General features: G+C 66.9%; 15 protein-coding genes and 1 riboswitch. Of the genes, 7 read left to right on the forward strand and 8 right to left on the reverse strand.

Annotated elements, in window-relative coordinates; all coding sequences use genetic code 11:
• The first annotated feature begins 355 nt into the window (after positions 1 to 355).
• Positions 356 to 1,039: a response regulator transcription factor gene (locus FKV23_RS03375; RefSeq protein ID WP_141622586.1), complete on the forward strand. Its 684-nt coding sequence runs from the start codon at positions 356 to 358 to the stop codon at positions 1,037 to 1,039.
• Positions 1,026 to 2,381 (forward strand): sensor histidine kinase, encoded by a 1,356-nt coding sequence (locus FKV23_RS03380; RefSeq protein WP_141622587.1) that lies wholly within the window; start codon positions 1,026 to 1,028, stop codon positions 2,379 to 2,381. The genes FKV23_RS03375 and FKV23_RS03380 overlap by 14 nt, the downstream gene beginning before the upstream one ends.
• Before the next feature lie 108 nt (positions 2,382 to 2,489).
• Here the strand turns inward: FKV23_RS03380 and FKV23_RS03385 are convergent, their stop codons facing one another.
• Genes FKV23_RS03385 through metF form a run of 3 tightly spaced genes read right to left on the reverse strand, consistent with a single transcriptional unit; the run spans position 2,490 to position 5,093 of the window.
• Positions 2,490 to 3,410: a branched-chain amino acid transaminase gene (locus tag FKV23_RS03385; protein ID WP_141622588.1), complete on the reverse strand. Its 921-nt coding sequence runs from the start codon at positions 3,408 to 3,410 to the stop codon at positions 2,490 to 2,492.
• Positions 3,411 to 3,468: 58 nt separating this feature from the next.
• On the reverse strand, positions 3,469 to 4,209 hold the full coding sequence (locus FKV23_RS03390) for a hypothetical protein (protein ID WP_141622589.1): 741 nt from the start codon (positions 4,207 to 4,209) through the stop codon (positions 3,469 to 3,471).
• A 59-nt stretch (positions 4,210 to 4,268) separates the two neighbouring features.
• A complete protein-coding gene (gene metF / locus FKV23_RS03395; protein WP_141622590.1) occupies positions 4,269 to 5,093 on the reverse strand; it encodes a methylenetetrahydrofolate reductase [NAD(P)H] in 825 nt (274 codons plus the stop codon).
• 171 nt (positions 5,094 to 5,264) lie between these two features.
• Between metF and FKV23_RS03400 the strand changes: the two genes are divergently transcribed.
• Positions 5,265 to 5,822 carry a DUF3228 family protein gene (locus FKV23_RS03400; protein ID WP_141622591.1) on the forward strand — a complete coding sequence of 186 codons (558 nt, stop codon included), beginning with the start codon at positions 5,265 to 5,267 and terminating at the stop codon, positions 5,820 to 5,822.
• A gap of 22 nt (positions 5,823 to 5,844) precedes the next feature.
• Here FKV23_RS03400 and FKV23_RS03405 read toward each other — a convergent pair whose 3' ends face one another.
• Together FKV23_RS03405 and ahcY are read right to left on the reverse strand one after the other, a co-directional pair.
• Positions 5,845 to 6,483, reverse strand: a complete 639-nt coding sequence (locus FKV23_RS03405) for a hypothetical protein (RefSeq protein ID WP_141622592.1) — start codon at positions 6,481 to 6,483, stop codon at positions 5,845 to 5,847.
• A gap of 226 nt (positions 6,484 to 6,709) precedes the next feature.
• Positions 6,710 to 8,155: an adenosylhomocysteinase gene (gene ahcY, locus FKV23_RS03410; RefSeq protein ID WP_141622593.1), complete on the reverse strand. Its 1,446-nt coding sequence runs from the start codon at positions 8,153 to 8,155 to the stop codon at positions 6,710 to 6,712.
• A 76-nt stretch (positions 8,156 to 8,231) separates the two neighbouring features.
• Positions 8,232 to 8,316, reverse strand: a riboswitch (S-adenosyl-L-homocysteine riboswitch).
• 137 nt (positions 8,317 to 8,453) lie between these two features.
• Between ahcY and FKV23_RS03415 the strand changes: the two genes are divergently transcribed.
• Entirely contained in the window at positions 8,454 to 10,349 is a 1,896-nt protein-coding gene (locus tag FKV23_RS03415; protein ID WP_141622594.1) for a LysM peptidoglycan-binding domain-containing protein, read from the forward strand.
• Between the two features lie 106 nt (positions 10,350 to 10,455).
• Positions 10,456 to 11,022 (forward strand): hypothetical protein, encoded by a 567-nt coding sequence (locus FKV23_RS03420; RefSeq protein WP_141622595.1) that lies wholly within the window; start codon positions 10,456 to 10,458, stop codon positions 11,020 to 11,022.
• A gap of 213 nt (positions 11,023 to 11,235) precedes the next feature.
• Here the strand turns inward: FKV23_RS03420 and metK are convergent, their stop codons facing one another.
• Positions 11,236 to 12,462, reverse strand: a complete 1,227-nt coding sequence (metK, locus tag FKV23_RS03425) for a methionine adenosyltransferase (RefSeq protein ID WP_141622596.1) — start codon at positions 12,460 to 12,462, stop codon at positions 11,236 to 11,238.
• A 287-nt stretch (positions 12,463 to 12,749) separates the two neighbouring features.
• On the opposite strand from metK, the gene FKV23_RS03430 reads away from it, so the two are divergent.
• A complete protein-coding gene (locus FKV23_RS03430; RefSeq protein ID WP_141625016.1) occupies positions 12,750 to 14,477 on the forward strand; it encodes a lysophospholipid acyltransferase family protein in 1,728 nt (575 codons plus the stop codon).
• A 34-nt stretch (positions 14,478 to 14,511) separates the two neighbouring features.
• Entirely contained in the window at positions 14,512 to 15,327 is an 816-nt protein-coding gene (locus tag FKV23_RS03435; protein ID WP_141622597.1) for a UDP-2,3-diacylglucosamine diphosphatase, read from the forward strand.
• Between the two features lie 49 nt (positions 15,328 to 15,376).
• Here FKV23_RS03435 and FKV23_RS03440 read toward each other — a convergent pair whose 3' ends face one another.
• Positions 15,377 to 17,854 carry a serine/threonine-protein kinase gene (locus FKV23_RS03440; RefSeq protein WP_141622598.1) on the reverse strand — a complete coding sequence of 826 codons (2,478 nt, stop codon included), beginning with the start codon at positions 17,852 to 17,854 and terminating at the stop codon, positions 15,377 to 15,379.
• Entirely contained in the window at positions 17,854 to 18,570 is a 717-nt protein-coding gene (locus tag FKV23_RS03445) for an RNA polymerase sigma factor (protein ID WP_167284929.1), read from the reverse strand. Before FKV23_RS03445 ends, FKV23_RS03440 begins: the two co-directional genes overlap by 1 nt.
• Positions 18,571 to 18,598 lie beyond the last annotated feature (28 nt).

The raw sequence follows: 18,598 nt of genomic DNA on the forward strand, positions 1-18,598 counted from the left end.
GTGCCTTTAACGATGGTTTAATCGGATCCGGGGTAGGCTTGCCCTGCCGCAGCTCTGCAGCTTCCAAGTCAGTCGGCTGGATACAGCAGGTTACGGTATCGGGGCAGTACCCCTTGCATTATTGGCCCAGGCGCGGCGACCCCGCCCTGGGCCCTTTTATTGTTTGCGCTGTGGCATACCTGGATGCATTTGCCACATCGTCCACCGAGGGCTCTGGCAGAATCGACTGATCCTCCGTGTGGCGGAACCGTGCGGCAAAGGGCCGGTCCAATGGCTGCTGGCCGACGGCAGATCGTCCAGCGGCGGCTGCGCCAACGTGGCCGCCATCCTTACCTTGTCATTGAAAGGAAGTGTGATGCGCATACTCGTGATCGAGGACAATCAGGACATCGCTGCCAACCTGGGCGACTTCCTAGAGGATCGCGGCCACACCGTCGATTTCGCCGCCGATGGCATCACCGGTCTGCATCTGGCCGTGGTGCACGACTTCGACGCCATCGTGCTCGACCTCAGCCTGCCCGGCATGGACGGCCTGGAGGTCTGCCGCAAGCTGCGCAACGAGGCGCGCAAGCAGACCCCGGTGCTGATGCTTACCGCCCGCGACACTCTGGACAACAAGCTGGCCGGCTTCGACTCCGGTGCCGACGACTACCTGATCAAGCCGTTCGCGCTGCAGGAAGTCGAAGTGCGATTGAACGCACTCTCGCGCCGCGGCCGCGGCGTGCAGACCCGGGTGCTCAACGTCGCCGACCTGGAATACAACCTCGACACGCTCGAGGTCCGTCGCCAGGGCAAGCTGCTGCAGCTCAATCCGACTGCGTTGAAGATCCTGCAGGCATTGATGGAGGCCTCGCCGGCGGTGGTCACCCGGCAGGAGCTGGAGACCCGGGTCTGGGGCGAGGAGCTGCCGGACTCCGACAGCCTGCGCGTGCACATCCATGGTTTGCGCGCGGTGGCCGACAAGCCCTTCGAAGTGCCGCTGATCCAGACCCGTCACGGTATCGGCTATCGCATCGCGGCGCCCGATGACCGCAGTTGATGTGACGCCCCGCCGGTTGCGCCGGCGCAGGCGGTTCCGCCGTCAGCTGCGCAGCCGCATCATCCTGGCCTTCGTCCTGCTCGGCTTCGGGCTGACCGCATTGTTCGCATGGGCGACCAACTACACCCGCAACCGGGTGGAGAACCAGTTGGTCGAGGACGTGATGAACAGCAACATCGACGAGTACGCGCGGCGGTTCTATTCCGACCCGACCCGCAATCCCGACCTGCCAGTGCAGCAGATGCTCGCACGTGTGGTGAAACGCGAGAACTTCGAGACGCTGCGGCTGGAAGAGCCGGACTGGTACGAGTTCGGCGATGGCATCCACAACGTCACCGGCACCAATCCCGACGGCTCGTCGTTCGCCTACAAGCTGGCGGTGCGCAAGACGTCGGACGAATGGTTCTTCCTTGCCTACGACATGACCCAGGCCGTGCGTGGCGAGGCGCAGTTCAATCGTGCGATTTACGGCGCGGTACTGGTGTTTACCCTGCTGTCGCTGCTGATCGGCTGGTGGTCGGCGTCGCGGGTCATGAGCCCGGTGTCGGAGCTGGCGCGCCGGCTCAAGGAGGCTGGCGGCAGTTCGAAGCCGGAGCAACTGGCCAGTCACTTTCCCGACGACGAGGTCGGTCAGCTGGCCGAGGCGCTGGACGACTACGCGACCCGCCTGACCGAGGTGGTCAAGCGCGATCGCGAGTTCAACTCCGATGTCAGCCATGAACTTCGCACGCCGCTGGCGGTGATCAAGGGTGCGGTCGAGCTGCTGCTGTCGCGGCCCGATCTGGACGACAAGAGCCGGGCCCGTCTGTTGCGCATCCAGCGTGCCGAACAGCAGGGCACCGACCTGATCAGCGCGCTGCTGCTGCTGTCGCGCAGCGAGCGCGGGCATGGCGCCACCGACGTCGGAAAGGTTGCCGAGCAACTGCTCGACGTCCACCGCGCGCAGATCGCCGGCAAGCCGCTGGAGCTGCGGATCGAGGGGCATAGCGAACTGGTGGTCGATGCCCCCGAGGCCGCGGTGTCGGTCGCACTGGGCAACCTGATCGGCAATGCGGTCAAGTACACCCGGCAGGGCGAGGTGATCGTGCGTCTGTTGCCCGAGGCGGTCGAGGTGATCGATTCCGGCCCCGGCCTCAGTCCCGAGGATGCGGCCCGCCTGTTCGAGCGGGGTTATCGCGGCAGTCATGCCGGTCATTCGCAGGGTGGCGGCATCGGCCTGTCGATCGTGCGCCGCCTGTGCGAGCTGTACGGCTGGAGCGTGCGGGTTGCCCCGGGCCGAGTCGAGGGCGTGGTGGCGACGCTGGGTTTCGTACCGGGCGAGGAGCGTAAACCCCTCGATTGAAGTAGCCCGGGTAAGGCGAAGCCGCACCCGGGGACCCTCGTGACGGCCACGGGTGCGGTTTCCCCGCGCCACAGGGTGATGTCGTGGGCTACAGCGTGAAGTGATCGCTCAGAGCGGCTCCAGCCAGCCGTATTTGTCCGGCGTGCGGCCGTCGAACAGGCCGAAGAACAGCTCCTGCATGCGGCGGGTGACCGGACCGGGCTTGCCGGCGCCGACCTGGCGCCCATCGACCGAGCGGATCGGCGTGATCTCGGCCGCGGTGCCGCACATGAACAGCTCGTCGCACAGGTACAGGTATTCGCGCGGCAGGTCGCGTTCGATCACCTCGATGCCAGCATCGCGGGCCAGGGTGATCAAGGTGTTGCGGGTGATGCCGTTGAGCAACGCGGCACTGACCGGGGTGGTGTGCAGGGCGCCATCGAACACCAGGAACAGATTCTCGCCCGCGCCCTCGCTGAGCAGGCCGGTCGAGGCCAGCGCGATGCCCTCGCCGAAGCCCAGTCGCCGCGCTTCGCGCGCGATCAGCTGGCCGGACAGATAGTTGCCGCCGGCCTTGGCACCGGCCGGGATGGTGTTGGGCGCGAATCGCTGCCAGCTCGAGACGCAGGCGTCGATGCCGGTCTCCAGCGCCTCGTCGCCGAGGTAGGGGCCCATGAACCAGGTGGCCACGCTCATTTCGATCGGCGTGTCGGCCGACAGCCCGAAACCGCCCAGGCCGCGCCAGGCGAACGGACGCAGGTAGGCGCGGGTCAGCTCGTTCCTGCGGATCACCTCGCGACAGGCTGCGTTGAGCGTCGCCAGGTCGTACGGCAGTTCCATGTCGTAGATCCGGGCTGAGGCATACAGGCGCCTGTTGTGGTCGGTCAGGCGGAAGATCGCCGGGCCGTCCGGTGTCTCGTAGCTGCGGATGCCCTCGAAGACCGACGAACCATAGTGCAGCGCATGCGCCATGATGTGGGTGGTCGCATCCTGCCAGCGCTTGATTTCGCCGTTGTGCCAGATCCAGTCGGGGTACTGCATTGCGTGCATCCGTGGTGTCGGGAAAGTCGCTCATTCTGCCGCGTGGCGCGGCCGCTGGCGATGGGCCTCAGCCACTGATCCACCAGCAGCCGAAGTGGCGGGTCAGGCCGAACACGGTGCTGGTGGCGTGGGCGTCGTTGCTCCCGGTCTGCTCGATGCGCAGGGCCACCGGGCGCGGACGTGGGCGCGGCGGCGGCGATGGAGTGGTTGCTGCCTCATGCCTGGCGGCGGTACCGCCATCGGCCGTGGGCATGGCCGGATCCTCATCGTCGGCAGCAGTGGCGCGAGCACCGGTCCAGGCCCAGGTTTCCCATGCCGGGACGTGCCGCTCCGGTGCCGATGGCATGTCCGGGCCGGTGGCCGCGTCTGCCGCTGCGGCGGGCGCGGACTCCGGCTCCGACTCCGACGGCAGGACCGGCACGATGCCCACCAACGGCCGCTGGACCATGCGGTCGAGCCGCTCGATCGTCGCATAGCCGCTGCCCGACGACATGCCGGTCCAGTGGTAGAGGCCGGCGAGATGGTTGCCATCGCGGGCGTCGAAGGCCAGGGTCATCTCCATCACCAGTTCATCGACGCTGCGCATGCAGCGCGGACGCAGCGCGCCGGCACGGCTGCCGGTGGAGCCGCTGATGTCGGGCAGGCGGGCGACGCTGTCGACGTCCTCGCAGCGCTGGTCGGTGAACACGCTGGTGCCGTCGGGCGCGGTGCAGCGGCGGATCTGTGCTTCGGCGTCGTCCGGCCAGCCGGATGCCAGGCCCGCCAGCGCAGGCAGGAGCAGGGCGACGATCAGGCGGGGCGATGGCATCCCGGCAGCCTAGCGCCGCTGGTATCCGCCGTCATCCTGGCCGGGACGCCGCTGCCCCCTCAACGCAACCGTTCGATCACGCTCTGCGTCGGCTTGGCCAGGTTCAACGTGTAGAAGTGCAACGACGGCGCGCCGCCGTCGATCAGGCGCTGGCACAGCTGCGCGACCACCTCGGCGCCGAACGTGCGGATGCTCTCGGCATCGTCGGCATAGGCGAGCATGCGCTGGGCGACCCAGCGCGGGATCTCGGCGCCGCACATCTCCGAGAAGCGGCGGATCTGGCTGAAGTTCGAGATCGGCATGATCCCGGGCACGATCGGGATGTCGATGCCGGCCGCGCGCACGTCGTCGACGAAGCGGAAGTAGGCATCGGCGTTGTAGAAGTACTGGGTGATCGCGCCGTCGGCGCCGGCCCGGACCTTGGCGATGAAGTGCTTCATGTCCGCGTGGGCGTCGCGCGCCTGCGGGTGCATCTCGGGGTAGGCGGCGACCTCGATGTGGAAATGGTCGCCGGTTTCGGCGCGGATGAACTCGACCAGTTCGTTGGCGTAGCGCAGGTCGCCCGGGCTGACCATGCCCGAGGGAAGGTCGCCGCGCAGGGTCACCAGCCGCTTCGCGCCCATCGCCCGGTACAGCTTGAGCAGGCCGCGTATCTCCTGCCGCGAACCGCCCATGCAGGTGATGTGCGGCGCTGCGCTGTAGCCGTGGGCGGTGGACAGGTTCTGGATCGCCTCGGGCGTGTGGCTCAGGGTCGAACCGCCGGCACCGAAAGTCACGCTCACGTACTCGGGTGAATGCGTCTTGAGCTTCTTCGCGGTGCGCTCGAGCTGCGCGCGCTGCTCGTCGGTCTTGGGCGGATAGAACTCGAAGCTGATCGGGATCATGCGCGGTGTCGCGGATGGGGGTGGCGGCAGTCTATCTCTTTATCGCGATGAATGTAAAATTTTACGGGTGAGGGCCTTGCGATGGCCTCGGGGAAGGATGTGCCGCCGGCATCAGTGCGACGCCCGAGGGCGGGACGGTACCCTGTGGGTCGTCTTCGCCAACGCACGCCCATGTCCATCGTCCTCACCGACTTCGCCCGTGCCCGCCTGTTTCCGAAGGAAACGCGCCGCAACACCATCCAGGACTGCACGCCGGAGCAGTTCGAGCAGCGCTTGAACGAGGAATCACCGCTGAAAGTGCTCGACGGCTATGCGCCGTTCTGCCGGCTGCACGTGCATCGCAACTGGACCTCGACCCGCTGCCTGACCGTGCCGATCACCGACGACAACCGGCAGCTGCTGCGCTCCGCCTACGAAGCGCGCACCCGGGACGAGCTGCCGGTGCTGGCGCGCTGGTTCGAAGGCGTCGAACCGCCGGTCGCGGAGTACCTGGTCGTGATCCTCTACAGCGCCGAACAGATGGCGAAGGAGGGCGCACCCATCGACGGCGACTGGGGCATCGTCGGCTGCCTCTACACCGCCGAGCCGGAGGAAATCCCGATGGCGCCGATCACCATGATGCGCAACGCGCTGGGCGTGGAGGAGGGCGGATCAGGTGTGCCGCTGGATCGCGAGGCGTATCGCAAGGCCGTGGCGTTCTGGGAGGGCAATGCGAACTGGCGGCCGTGATGCAGGCGCTTCTGGCAATGGCTCAGGCAATCCATGCGTGGCGCAGGAAGTAGCAACCGCTGTCGCGGCGAACGTCGAAGTCGGCAACCTTCTGCATGCTGGCGTCCTGCAGGATCACCTGCATGGTGCCGCTATCGCCGGCCTCCGGTGCACCCATCCCCATGGTCGCACCGAAATACTCCGCATCCACCACGGCCAGTCCCACCAGTTGCTCGATCCGCGTCATGACCTGCATCGCCTGATTGTGCGACATGCCGGCCCAGTCGAAGCTCTCGGCGATACGGTTCACGTTTCCCAGCACCACGGACGCGCGCAGGTCGAGCGCCAGCTGCCGCGGCGTGGTCGCGCAACCGTGAGCCAGCGGACGACGGGCCGCCACCGCCACCGATCCCGCCAGCAGGCCATGCTCGACCAGCGGTTCGCCGGTCAGTCGCGATTCGTGGCGACGTTCGCGCCGGATCCGGTTCAATAGTTCGGTGGACAGGATCACGTGCGCGCCGCCGAGGCTGCGGCATCCGGTGTCGGTGTAGGCATGCGTGCCGTCGGGCATCGCGCAGCGTGCGACGCCGGTTGCGGCCTGGGCGCCGCGGGGCGCCGCAGAGCTCAGCGCAACCGCAAAGGTGGTGGCGAAGGCGAGGGTGGACACCAGCAGCGCACGCATGGCGGCGGTCCGTGGCTTGCCTTGATCGGCACAAGCACAAGATCCGCCTGCGGGCGTGCAAGCCGCGTCCTGAAGTGGCCAACCGCAGCTGAATTCACGCCGATCCAACGAACGCGTTCAGAGGGGGTTTTGCTGCTTCCAATAATGCGGCGCGTGATCCACGCCGCAGGCTCCGGAGCGTGCGCGAGGCGAAGACGGGGCCGGCACGCGGCCGGCCCCGTTTCGATCAATAGCGGTAGTGCTCCGGCTTGAACGGTCCGTCGACCGGCACGCCGATGTAGTCGGCCTGTTCCTGGGTGAGTTTGGTCAGCTTGACGCCGATCTTCTCCAGGTGCAGGCGGGCGACTTCCTCGTCGAGTTTCTTCGGCAGCAGGTAGACCTTGTTCTCGTACTGGTCCTTGTTCGCCCACAGGTCGATCTGGGCGAGGGTCTGGTTGGCGAACGAGTTGCTCATCACGAAGCTGGGGTGGCCGGTGGCGCAGCCGAGGTTGACCAGGCGGCCCTCTGCGAGCAGGAAGATCGCGTTTCCGTTCGGGAACACGAACTTGTCGACCTGCGGCTTGATGTTGATTTTCTCCACGCCCTTGAGCGCATACAGCGCGTCGACCTGGATCTCGTTGTCGAAGTGGCCGATGTTGCAGACGATGGCCTGGTCCTTCATCGCCTGCATGTGCTCGACAGTGATGATGTCCTTGTTGCCGGTGGTGGTGACGTAGATGTCGCCGCGGCCCAGGGTGCTCTCGATGGTGTTGACCTCGAAGCCTTCCATCGCCGCCTGCAGGGCGCAGATCGGGTCGATTTCGGTGACCACCACGCGCGCGCCATAGGCACGCAGCGAGTGCGCGCAGCCCTTGCCCACGTCGCCGTAGCCACACACCACAGCGACCTTGCCGGCCAGCATCACGTCCATCGCGCGCTTGAGGCCGTCGGCCAGCGACTCGCGGCAGCCGTACAGGTTGTCGAACTTGGACTTGGTGACCGAGTCGTTGACGTTGATCGCCGGCACCAGCAGCTTGCCGTCCTGAGCCAGCTGGTAGAGGCGGTGGACGCCGGTGGTGGTCTCCTCGGACACGCCCTTCCAGTCCTTGGCCACGGTGGTCCAGAAGCCGGGGCGCTCCTTGGCGACGCGCTTGAGCAGGTTCTTGATGACCTGTTCCTCGTGCGAGGCGGCCTTTTCGTCGACCCAATTGGAGCCGTTCTCCAGTTCCAGACCCTTGTGGATCAGCAGGGTCACGTCGCCACCGTCGTCGACCACCAGCTGCGGGCCGAGGAAGCCGCCCTTGCCGTCGGGGAAGCTCAGTGCCTGCAAGGTGCAGTCCCAGTATTCCTCCAGCGTCTCGCCCTTCCAGGCGAACACCGGGGTGCCGGAGGCGGCGATCGCGGCGGCGGCGTGGTCCTGGGTGCTGAAGATGTTGCACGAGGCCCAGCGCACGTCGGCGCCGATGTCCTTCAGCGTCTCGATCAGCACCGCGGTCTGGATGGTCATGTGCAGCGAGCCGGTCACGCGCACGCCCTTGAGCGGCGCGTCACTTGCATGCTTGCGGCGGATCGACATCAGGCCCGGCATCTCGTGCTCGGCGATGTCGATTTCCTTGCGGCCCCAGTCGGCCAGGGTGATGTCGGCGATCTTGTAGTCGCCGTCCTGGGAGAAGGTCTTCTGTACAGCGTTCATCGTGGAGTAGCTCCGGTTTTTCCGCCTCTCCCACCTGCGGGAGAGGGTAGGGGTGAGGGCAGGCCGTCAAGCCTCGCCAAACCGGGCGCCGTTGGTACGTGTTGAGCCCCGCCGAGCCTGGCCGCGCGGTGTACCGTGCGGTCGCAGCGCCCCTCGGCGGAAGCGAGCGGTAATTCTATCGTTTTTCGGAATCGGGATGCCGGGAGCGGGCGACAGGCGCGGATGTCGGCAACCGGTAACCGCGCGTTGCTACAATCCGCATTCGCCATTCATATTTCACATTCTTGAAGGGATTCTCATGGAAGGAACCAGCGACAGCCGGGAATACGTCATCCGGGCCGAGGACGAACTGGCCGCTATCGCCGGGCGCTACGGCGTCACCCTGCAGATGCTCGATGCCGCCAATCCGGAGCATCAGCTGTCGGTCCGGCGGCTGGTCGCCGGCGAGGCGTTGAATATTCCGCCAGCGCCTATGAGCGTGACCGGCGGCATCGATGAACGTGGTTTCAGTCCCGCTGCCGGCGTTTCGGGCAACAGCTTCGGCGTGTCCAGCCAGGTCGACGGCGTCGGGCACGCGCTGGAGTGGAATCCGGGCGACGGCAGCCTCAAGGGCGCGGTGCAGGGTTCGGTGCCGCTGCCGCAGCTGGGTGGGGTGCGGGTCGGTGCGGGCGGCAGCGTCGAGAGCGGCGTGCGCACGGTCGGCGGCAACACCGAGGTCAGCCTGTCGCAGGAAGTCGTGGCAGCGTCGGTCAGGCACAGCGCGGATGCCGGCAGCGTCTCGGCCGAGGCCATGCTCAGCGCCGGAAGCCGGGTGAAGTACGGGGTGATCCTGCCAGGCGAGGGACGCGATTTCGCCGAGGCCGCGCGGATCAACCCGTTCGACCCGACCACGGTCCCGGATGGCGCGACAGTCACCCTGAATCAGCAGGATTTCGCCGGCACCGCCTTCGAGGCGACGTTCAGGCACATCGCGATCAGCAGCCAGCTGAGGGAGGCCGAGGGCGTCAGCTATTCGATCACCCGCGACGGCGACTCTGTGCGGGTGGTGATGGGGCCGAACCAGGCCGTGGAGGCGTTCAACGCGGTGGGCGTGAAGTCCGATATCGCGACCGCGATGCTCGGCCGCCAGGACGCGCTGGGCAGCTCCATGCTGCAGACCGCGCGTTTCGACCTCTCCTCGCCCGATGGCCAGGCGGCGTTCGCGCACTTCGTCGGTACCGGCGAGGTCGCGCACCAGACGCCCGGCGTCAGCGAGGTCGCGACGATCCAGCGCACCGACTTCAATTCGCAGACCCGGCTGCAGTTGGGTCTGGGACCGGAACAACTGCGCCTGCAGGCCGACCTGGCCGGACCGGCGAACACCGGGCAGTTCGTCACCACCACCTATGCCGACGGCTCCTACGCCCGGACTTCAGATCTGCAGTATTCGGGCAACGTGCCCCTGCAGGTGGTGCAGCGTTTCGACGCCGACGGCAACGAGCTTGCCGGCATGCGGGCCTACCGCTTCACGGTCGACACCGACCGCCCCGAAGCCAGCTGGGTGGAGCGCAACATGCTCGGCCGTAACGAGGCCGCGGAGGAGCGTGCGATGGCGGAGATGCTGAACGTCGCGATCGCCGGCGATCCGCGGGCCAGCGGCGGGCCGGTCCAGGCGGGCGACAAGGTCGTCATCGAGTTCAACGAAACGCAGATGCGGGCGTTCATGGGGCAGGTGCAGGCCGCCTCGCAACAGGACCGCAGCTGGATCGAGCAGCGCCAGGCATCCGGTCAGCCGGTCGAGAACATGGAGTTCGCGATCTCGATGGCGCGGCGCATCGGCAGCGAGCCGTATGCGTTCTCGGAAAATCTGTACCGCTACTCGATGGGCGATCCCGCCGATGGCCGCTTCACTGCCATCGACGCGACGGTGCGTTCGGCGCAGGGCGCGGTGCTGAGCGGAACCGAATGGCGCCGTCCCGATCCTGCGCCGGAAATCGGCAGCCTGCCTCGCGACGCGGACCCCTCCCGGCTGTTCGATCATCTCGATCGGGCCGCGGAACAGGGCGGTCCCGCGCTCGACCGGGCGATCCGCGACGTCGGTGCTTCCGATCATGCGCGGGCGCTGCGCGAGGAGGCCGAGATGCGGGTGGATGCGCAATTGCAACAGGCTGCCGAGCAGGCCCAGGGCCGGCAGCAGGAAGCCCTGCAGCGGTGAAGCCCGGCGGGAGGCAGCGTTGATCATCGTGCGGCCGGGCAGGCCGTTGGCGCGATGTCCCTCCGCCGCACTCCGGCCCGACCCGCACCGGGACGGAGAATGATGTGTGAATACTGAAAATCTGAAGGAAACCGTGGTTCGCGCCGCCGAGCTGCTGGACCTGTTCAAGCGTCGAAGCGAGGAAACCGGGCGAGCCAATCGCGACAATGCCGCGCGCCTGCAACGCGTGGTCGAGGAGGCGCCGCAGCAGATCCGCAAGGCTGCCGACGATGCGCTCGGGCGTGTCTCCGGCGATGTCGCGCAGGCGGTCAAGGGCGGGCTCGGCAATTCGCTGAACGAGTTCCAGCGAGCGGCCGGCGACAGCCGCAAGCAGGTCGATGCGGCAGGGCAGGGTTTCGCCCAGCTGGCCCGTCAGGCGGCGACGCTGGAGAAGCGGCTGCTGATGGTCACCACCGCGGTCGGGCTGGTCCTGCTGCTGGCGCTGGCCATCGGCTCGGTCGGGCTGTGGTATCTGCAGCGCGAGGTTGCGCGCAACCAGGTCGAGCTCGAGTTGCTGCGCGCCTACAACCGGGCCGATGTCACCCTCTGCCATGACGGTCGGCTGTGCGCGCGTCTTGAACCGGGCAGCGCCAACGACGGCAAGGAATACCGCCTGGTCGCACCCCGTCGCTGACGGGAGTTCCAAGGTCGCTTGGGGGCGTGCTCCGCCATCAGCCGGGCCTTGGGTAGCGCCGGAGCGGCGACACGACGATCCGGCCTGACGCCGCGATTGGAGGCGTTGGCGGAGCCGGAACGACCACGGGCCGCTTGCGCGGCCCGTGTCTTACCCCAACCGCAACCCTCTCCCGTGAGGGAGAAGGGTTCAACGGCGGGCTTCAAGGACCAGTTACAGCTTGGCTGCCTTGCGCAGTTCCTCGGCCTTGTCGGTCTTCTCCCAGGAGAAGGCGGTCGCGGTCTGCTTCTTGCCGTCGGCATCGATGTAGCCGACTTCCTTCGGCTTGCGGCCGAAGTGGCCGTAGGCCGCGGTCTGCTGGTAGATCGGGTGGATCAGGTCCAGCATCTTGACGATGCCGTAGGGGCGCAGGTCGAAGTGCTTGCGGATCAGCTTCTCGATCTTGTCGTCGCTGATCTTGCCGGTGCCGAACGTGGTGACCGAGATCGAGGTCGGCTCGGCCACGCCGATGGCGTAGGACACCTGCACCTCGCACTTGTCGGCCAGGCCGGCGGCGACCACGTTCTTGGCCACGTAGCGGGCGGCGTAGGCGGCCGAGCGGTCGACCTTGGACGGGTCCTTGCCGGAGAACGCGCCGCCGCCGTGGCGGGCCATGCCGCCGTACGTGTCGACGATGATCTTGCGTCCGGTCAGGCCGCAGTCGCCGACCGGGCCGCCGATCACGAAGATGCCGGTCGGGTTGATGTGGACCTTGTTCTTCGGCAGCGACTCGTACCATTTCTTCGGCAGCACCGGCTTGAGGATGTGCTCGCGCACGGCCTCGACCAGGTCCTTCTGCCTGATGCCCGGGTCGTGCTGGGTCGACAGCACCACCGCGTCGAGGCCGATGATGCGGTTGTCGTTGTCGTAGCGCAGGGTGACCTGGCTCTTGGCGTCCGGGCGCAGCCAGGACAACTTGCCGTTCTTGCGCACCTTGGCCTGCTGCTCGACCAGGCGGTGGCTGTAGTAGATCGGCGCGGGCATGAATTCCGGCGCCTCGTTGCAGGCGTAGCCGAACATCAGGCCCTGGTCGCCGGCGCCCTGTTCTTCCGGCTTCTTCTGCTTCTTCTTGCTGCCATCCACGCCGGCGGCGATGTCAGGCGACTGCTTGCCGAGCATGTTGATGATCGCGCAGGTGTGGCCATCGAAGCCGACGCTGGAATTGTCGTAGCCGATCTTGTTGATGACCTTGCGGGTCAGCTCCTCGATGTCGACCCAGGCGGTGGTGGTGACCTCGCCGGCGACGATCGCGGCACCGGTCTTCACCATCGTCTCGCAAGCGACGCGCGCACGCTTGTCCTGCGCGAGGATCGCGTCGAGGACGGCATCGGAGATCTGGTCGGCGATCTTGTCCGGATGGCCTTCGGACACGGATTCGGAGGTGAACAGGTAGCTGGACATGCGGCGGCTCCAAAAAAGGATGTTTATCCTTCGATTCGGATGAAAGGATGGCCGCGCATGATACCGAAGTGCGGGCCGGGGTGCATTGTGCATGTTACGGGGGTTGCCGGAGATTAAGGCGTCTGCCCGTCATCCCGGCTTGATCAGCCATTCGGCTGCTGTAAAGCGCTAGCGCCGGGATAACGGTGAGACTGTCATGGCTCTGTCGCCGGGACGACATCTGATTGTCGCGGGCTGGCGCGAAGCTGCGCGCAGGCGGCCAAAGGCTGGCGTGACGCTTGAAACGTATGGGCAAGATCGAACAGCGCCTGCAGCAACGTTTTCCGCACTGGTTCTCCGGGCGCCGCGCCCGACTCTCCCGTCCCCTCCTGCGCACCCTTGGTCGCTGGTCGCGGCTGGATGCGGCGGAACGCTTCCTGGAGGACAACGGCCATCTGCGTGGTTTCGACTTCGTGTCCGCGGCATTGGACTTCCTGCAGACGCGCTACAGCCATGACCCGGCCGAACGGGCGCGCATCCCGGCCCGCGGGCGGCTGCTGATCGTCGCCAACCATCCGTCCGGGGCGCTCGATGCGCTGGCCCTGCTTGACCTGGTCGGCAGCGTGCGCCGCGACGTGCGGATCGTCGCCAACGATCTGCTGTCGGTGATCGACAGCCTCGACGACCTGCTGCTGCCGGTGAGAATCCTCGGCGGGCGACCGGGCGCGGACAGCCTGCGCGCGGTCGAGGCCGCGCTGGAGGCCGAACAATGCGTGATCGTGTTCCCGGCCGGCGAAGTCGCCCGACTCGGGCTGCGCGGGGTCACCGACGGGCGCTGGCGGCGCGGCTTCCTGCGTTTCGCGCGTGCGACCGGGGCGCCGGTGCTGCCGATCCGGGTCGAGACGCGCAATTCGGCGTTCTTCTACGGTGCCTCGGCGCTGTTCAAGCCGGTGGGCACCGCCTTGCTCGCGCGCGAGATGTTCGCCCGCCGCCAGCGCCGGATCGCGCTGCGGATCGGCCGGCCGCTGAACCTGTCGGCGGATGCGAAACCGACCGAGGTGCTGCGCCGGGTACGGCGCGAACTGTTCTCGATCGGCACCCGGCACGAACGACCGGCAATGGCCGGGCCGGAACCGCTGATCGATCGCGTCGACCCGGTGCAGATCCGGGCCGGAGTCGAAGCCATGACCCTGCTCGGCGAGACCTTCGACGGCAAGCAGATCCGGGTCGGTCGACTGGCTACGGGCGCACCGTTGCTGCGCGAGATCGGCCGCTTGCGCGAGCTGACTTTCCGCCAGGTCGGCGAGGGCACCGGACGCCGGCTCGATGTCGACGAGTACGACGGCTGGTACGAGCACATCCTGGTCTGGGACGCGGCCCAGTCGCGGATCGCCGGCGCCTACCGCATCGCCCGCGGTGCCGATGTGCTGCCGATGCGCGGGATGGCCGGGCTCTACACCGCATCGCTGTTTCGCTATGCCGATGAAACCGTGCCGCGCCTGCTCGAAGGCATGGAGCTGGGGCGCAGCTTCGTCGCGCCGGAGTACTGGGGCAGCCGCAGCATCGACTACCTGTGGCAGGGGATCGGGGCCTATCTCGCCCGTCATCCGGATGTGCGCTACCTGTTCGGGCCGGTCTCGATCAGTGCCGCGCTGCCGGTCGAGGCACGCGAACAGATCGTCGCTTACTACGCACGCTACTACGGCGGCGAGGCCGGGCAGGTGGTGTCGAACCGGCCGTTCCGGTATCGCGCTGCGCCGCCGGACTTCGATCCGGCGCTTGACGCCGCCACCGCGTTCCGGGTGCTGCGCGACAACCTCGATGCGCTCGGCGCGACCCTGCCGATGCTCTACAAGCAGTACACCGACCTGTGCGAACCGGGTGGCGCGCGTTTCCTCGCCTTCGGCGTCGATCCGGACTTCAGCGACTCGGTCGACGGCCTGATCGAGGTCGACCTGGACAGGTTGCGACCGAAGAAACGCGCCCGCTACCTTCGAATTCCCGGCCACCCGCAAGACGTGGGCGCCCGCGCATGAACCCCCGGCAACTGTCTCCACTCCCGTAGCGCAGTTGCCACCCCGGCGACGCGCCGTCTTCATTTCTGATGTTCATCTGGGTTCAAAGCACTGTCACGCAGCGGAGCTTGCCGATTTTCTCGGCAGTCTGCGTTGCGATCGCCTGTACATGGTCGGCGACATCGTCGATCTGTGGTGGATGGCGCAGCGCCGCGCGCGCTGGGATGCGGCACACAACCGCGTGGTCGAGGCCCTGCATGCGCTGCGCCGGGCTGGCACCGAGCTGATCTACGTGCCCGGCAATCACGACCGCCCGATCCGCCGCTTCTGCGGGCTGGCGCTGCCGCGCATGCAGGTACGCCGCCGTACCATCCACGCCACCGCCGACGGCCGCCGCCTGCTGGTCACCCATGGCGATGACTACGATGCCATCACTCATTTCGGCAACCTGCAGGAAAAACTCGGCGACTGGTTGTACTACCGCATCCTCAGCGGCAACCGGATGTTCAACCATGCGCGCCGCGCGCTGGGCATGCGCTACTGGTCGCTGTCCGAGTTTCTCAAGCGCCGGAGCGGTGCGGCCGAACGCTATATCGGCCGGTTCGTCCAGGCCGGGGTCGACGACGCATGCCGGCGCGGACTGGACGGCATCGTCTGCGGACACATTCATCGTGCCGATCTGTTCGAACGCGATGGCTGCATCTACGCCAATGACGGCGACTGGGTCGAAAGCCTGACCGCGCTGGCCGAGGATCCGGACGGCACCCTGCGCCTGCTCTCGCATCGCGGCGACGTGCTGGTATCGCTGCCGGCGCGTGAGCGGTTCGTGGGGATGGACACCGGTTCGGACGCGCTGCCGGATGCGGCCTGAGCCGGCGTACGCGGCAGCCTGCAGGGCGGTCGACACGGTGGCACGGGGCTCAGTGTAGCCGTGTCCGAAGGTCGACCACCCATGGGTGGTCCTCGCCAAACCCCTCGGAAAACACATCTGCGGCGTACCGGTAATGCACTTCTGCCTGCTCGGGGCGCGACTGCTTCTCGCGCAGGCTTCCCATGGTGCGTTCCAGCATCGCTCTTCTGAAGTTGTTGGCTGGCAGAGTCCTGGATGCATTCGAGAGAGCCTCTTCGAGATGGGTTTCGGCCCGGTCGAGCTCTCCTTTCATGATGTGCGCGCTGGCCAGGTTGTCCTGCACAAGCAGCACGTGAGCCTGGTTGCGATGTCCGGCATCGCTTGCGAGCCGGAGGGTGTGTTCGAGCAGTTCGATGGCCTCGTCGGGACGCTGTGAGGCCACCAGCGCCTGGCCGAGCCGGTTCATCGTGTAATGCGTCCATTTATGCGCCTCTCCGTGGACTTCGATGCGCTCATGCAGGACATGCCGGAGTTGCGTCAGGGCGGAATCGCTGTCACCCCGCTCGAGGCTGATCTGCCCGAGGTAATGCGCCATCGTCAACGTCATCGGGTGCCGGGGACCGACGATGCGCGTCAGGTCGTCATGGATCGTGCGGAACCGGGTTTCGGCCTCGTCCCATTTCCCGCGCAGAAGCAGGATGTCGGCCAGCGACACGCTCTCCCACAGATATTGCAGATGGTAGGGGCCGAGTTCGTCACGGGACGCAGCCAGTGCGCGGCGCGCCAGCGTTTCGGCATGTTCCCAGCGGTTGATTTCTGTGTACAGGTCGGACAGCTTCCAGTCGATGGCCGCCACCTGATCGGGCGCATGGGTGACGGCAGCGAGGCGCGCGGACTCGAGTTCGGTCAGGGCAAGATCGATCATCCCGGTCTCGTAAAGCAGCTGGACATGGTCTCGTCTGGCCTGAAGGGTGATCGGGCTGTTCCAGCCGGAATGCTTCCGCCGCGCTTCGAGGAGATGGCGATAAAGTTCTTCCGCCCGCGTGTACTGGCTGTCGAAGGTGGCCGTGCGCGCGAGTTGCTGCTCGATATCGAGCGTCAGGTCTGCCTCGTTCCCCAGTGACAAGCGGGCGTCGGACAGCGCCTTTTCCAGTCGCGTGCGCGCCGTGCCCCACAGTCCGAGCCCGAAGTAGGCGCGACCGAGCGTCAAGCCGATCTGTGCGCGTGCGGCAGGGCTGTGTACTCGCTGGCCATCGAGCCGGGCTTCGGCGTTTTCAAGCATGGCCATGACGGTGATTCTGGCGGGCTCGGTGCCCGGTTCGATGTAAGGATCGATCGATGCCAGCACGTCTTCGTTGAGGAATGAATTGACTTCACTGGCAAGGGTGGCTTGTTCCTCGGCCCGTCGCCATTGGATCGATGTCGCCACGATCCCGGCCAGCATCGCGGCGATCGCGACTCCGGTTGCCGATGCCAGCCACTTCTCGCGCAGGGCCCATTGCATCACACGCTGGATGACATTGAGCGGGCGTGCACTGACCGGGTGGCCTTCGAGGAACCGTGAAAGATCGTGGGCCAGGGCCCGAGCGGTGCGATAGCGCTGATCCGGCCTGCGGCGCAGGCAGCGCATCACGATGGCTTCCAGGTCGGGCGGCAGCGGGCGCTGTCCGCGCGGCCGGCGGACGGCAGCCTGGGCAACGTTGCGGATGATCTCCTTGGTATCGTCGCCCTCGAATGGCGGCCTGCCGGTCAGCGACTCGTACAGGATCGCGCCCAGCCCCCAGACATCGGTGGTCCGGCTCAGGCGCGGTCCGATCTGTACCTGCTCCGGAGCCATGTAGCCAGGCGTGCCGGAAATACAGTCGTTCTCGACGCCATCGGTGTTGTCTACGCGACGGGCGAGGCCGAAGTCGGTGATGTGCGGTTGACCATCGGCATCGATCAGCAGGTTTCCCGGTTTGAGGTCCAGGTGCAGGATGTCGAGCCGGTGCGCGTAGTGGACCGCTTCCGCGACCGTCAGGATCATCCGTGCCGCATCGGCCGGCGGCAACGGGCCATCGCGATCGATCTGCTCCGCAAGCGTGCAGCCCTCGATGTACTGCATCGCGAACCAGGCCTGGCCGCGGCTTTCACCGATGCCATACACGGCGACGATGTTCGGGTGTTGCAGGCGGGCGGCATGGCGGGCTTCACGGTACAGGCCGGCGATCAGCTCCGGTGATGCCCAGATGCCAGTGTCGAGCAGCTTGATCGCGACGTCGCGTTGCAGCGACAGCTGGCGCGCCTTGTAGACCATGCCCATGCCGCCACGGCCGATCATCGACACCAGCCGGTAGTCGCCGAGATCGCATTGTGTCGGGTCGTCGAGATCTGGACCGGGACGCGAAGGCGGCGCGGTTTCCGGCCGCAGCGTGCGCAGTGCCGGTGACGTCTTGCCGGCATCCGGCCTTGAGCGGTCGAAGATGCCACGCGCGATCGCGGAGTTGCGCCACCAGCGTGACGGTCGTGCCGGACCGGGGCCGCAGGGTGGTTGCGTCGACCCGGTCATCAGCCAGCTGCCACGTTGGATCCGCCAGGGATGCCGACGATTTCGCGCAGGGCCTCCAGTTCAGCCTCCAGGCTTTCGGCGTCGGTCACGGTCTGCACCAGTTCCGCCTGTACCAGCTCGCGCAGGCGCTGGCGCATCCGGTGCACGTGCACGGCCACGGTGTTGGGCTTCATGCCCAGCCGGCGAGCGACGATCTGGTAGTCGGCGGCGGTGGGCTTCTCGACCAGGAATCCGTTGATCGCTTCGTACAGTGCGGCCTTGTCGGGACCGCGGCATTCGCGTTCCAGTGCATGACCTGCATTGCGCAGCACGGTCAGGGCCCAGGCATGGTTGAAGGCCTGTTCGGGGGAACGTCCGGGATAGGGATCGCCGAGGTTGTCGTCGAGTTCGACCTGGCGCAGGTCGCCGCCGCGGCAGGCTGCGGCCCGGGCGGCATGTTCGTTGCTCAGGAAGCGGTTGAGCGCGGTCAGCAGGAACGAACGGAAGCGCCCGCGCCCGGGGTCGGCGCGCCGGTCCCAGCGCTGTTCGATCAGGCGGGTGAAGAATTCCTGGGTCAGGTCCTCGGCGTCACTGGTGTCGTGGCCGCGGCTGCGCAGATAGCTGAGCACCGGGCGACGATAGGTTTCGCAGATAGCGACCAGGGCCTCCTGCGATTGCCCAGGCTGGTCGTGTCCATGAACGATGATGCTCCAGTGGGTGGTTGCGAATCGGGACACGCCAGCCTCCGGTATCGCGAGCATGCAC

The sequence above is a fragment of the Lysobacter alkalisoli genome (assembly GCF_006547045.1).
In the GTDB taxonomy this organism is placed as follows: domain Bacteria; phylum Pseudomonadota; class Gammaproteobacteria; order Xanthomonadales; family Xanthomonadaceae; genus Marilutibacter; species Marilutibacter alkalisoli.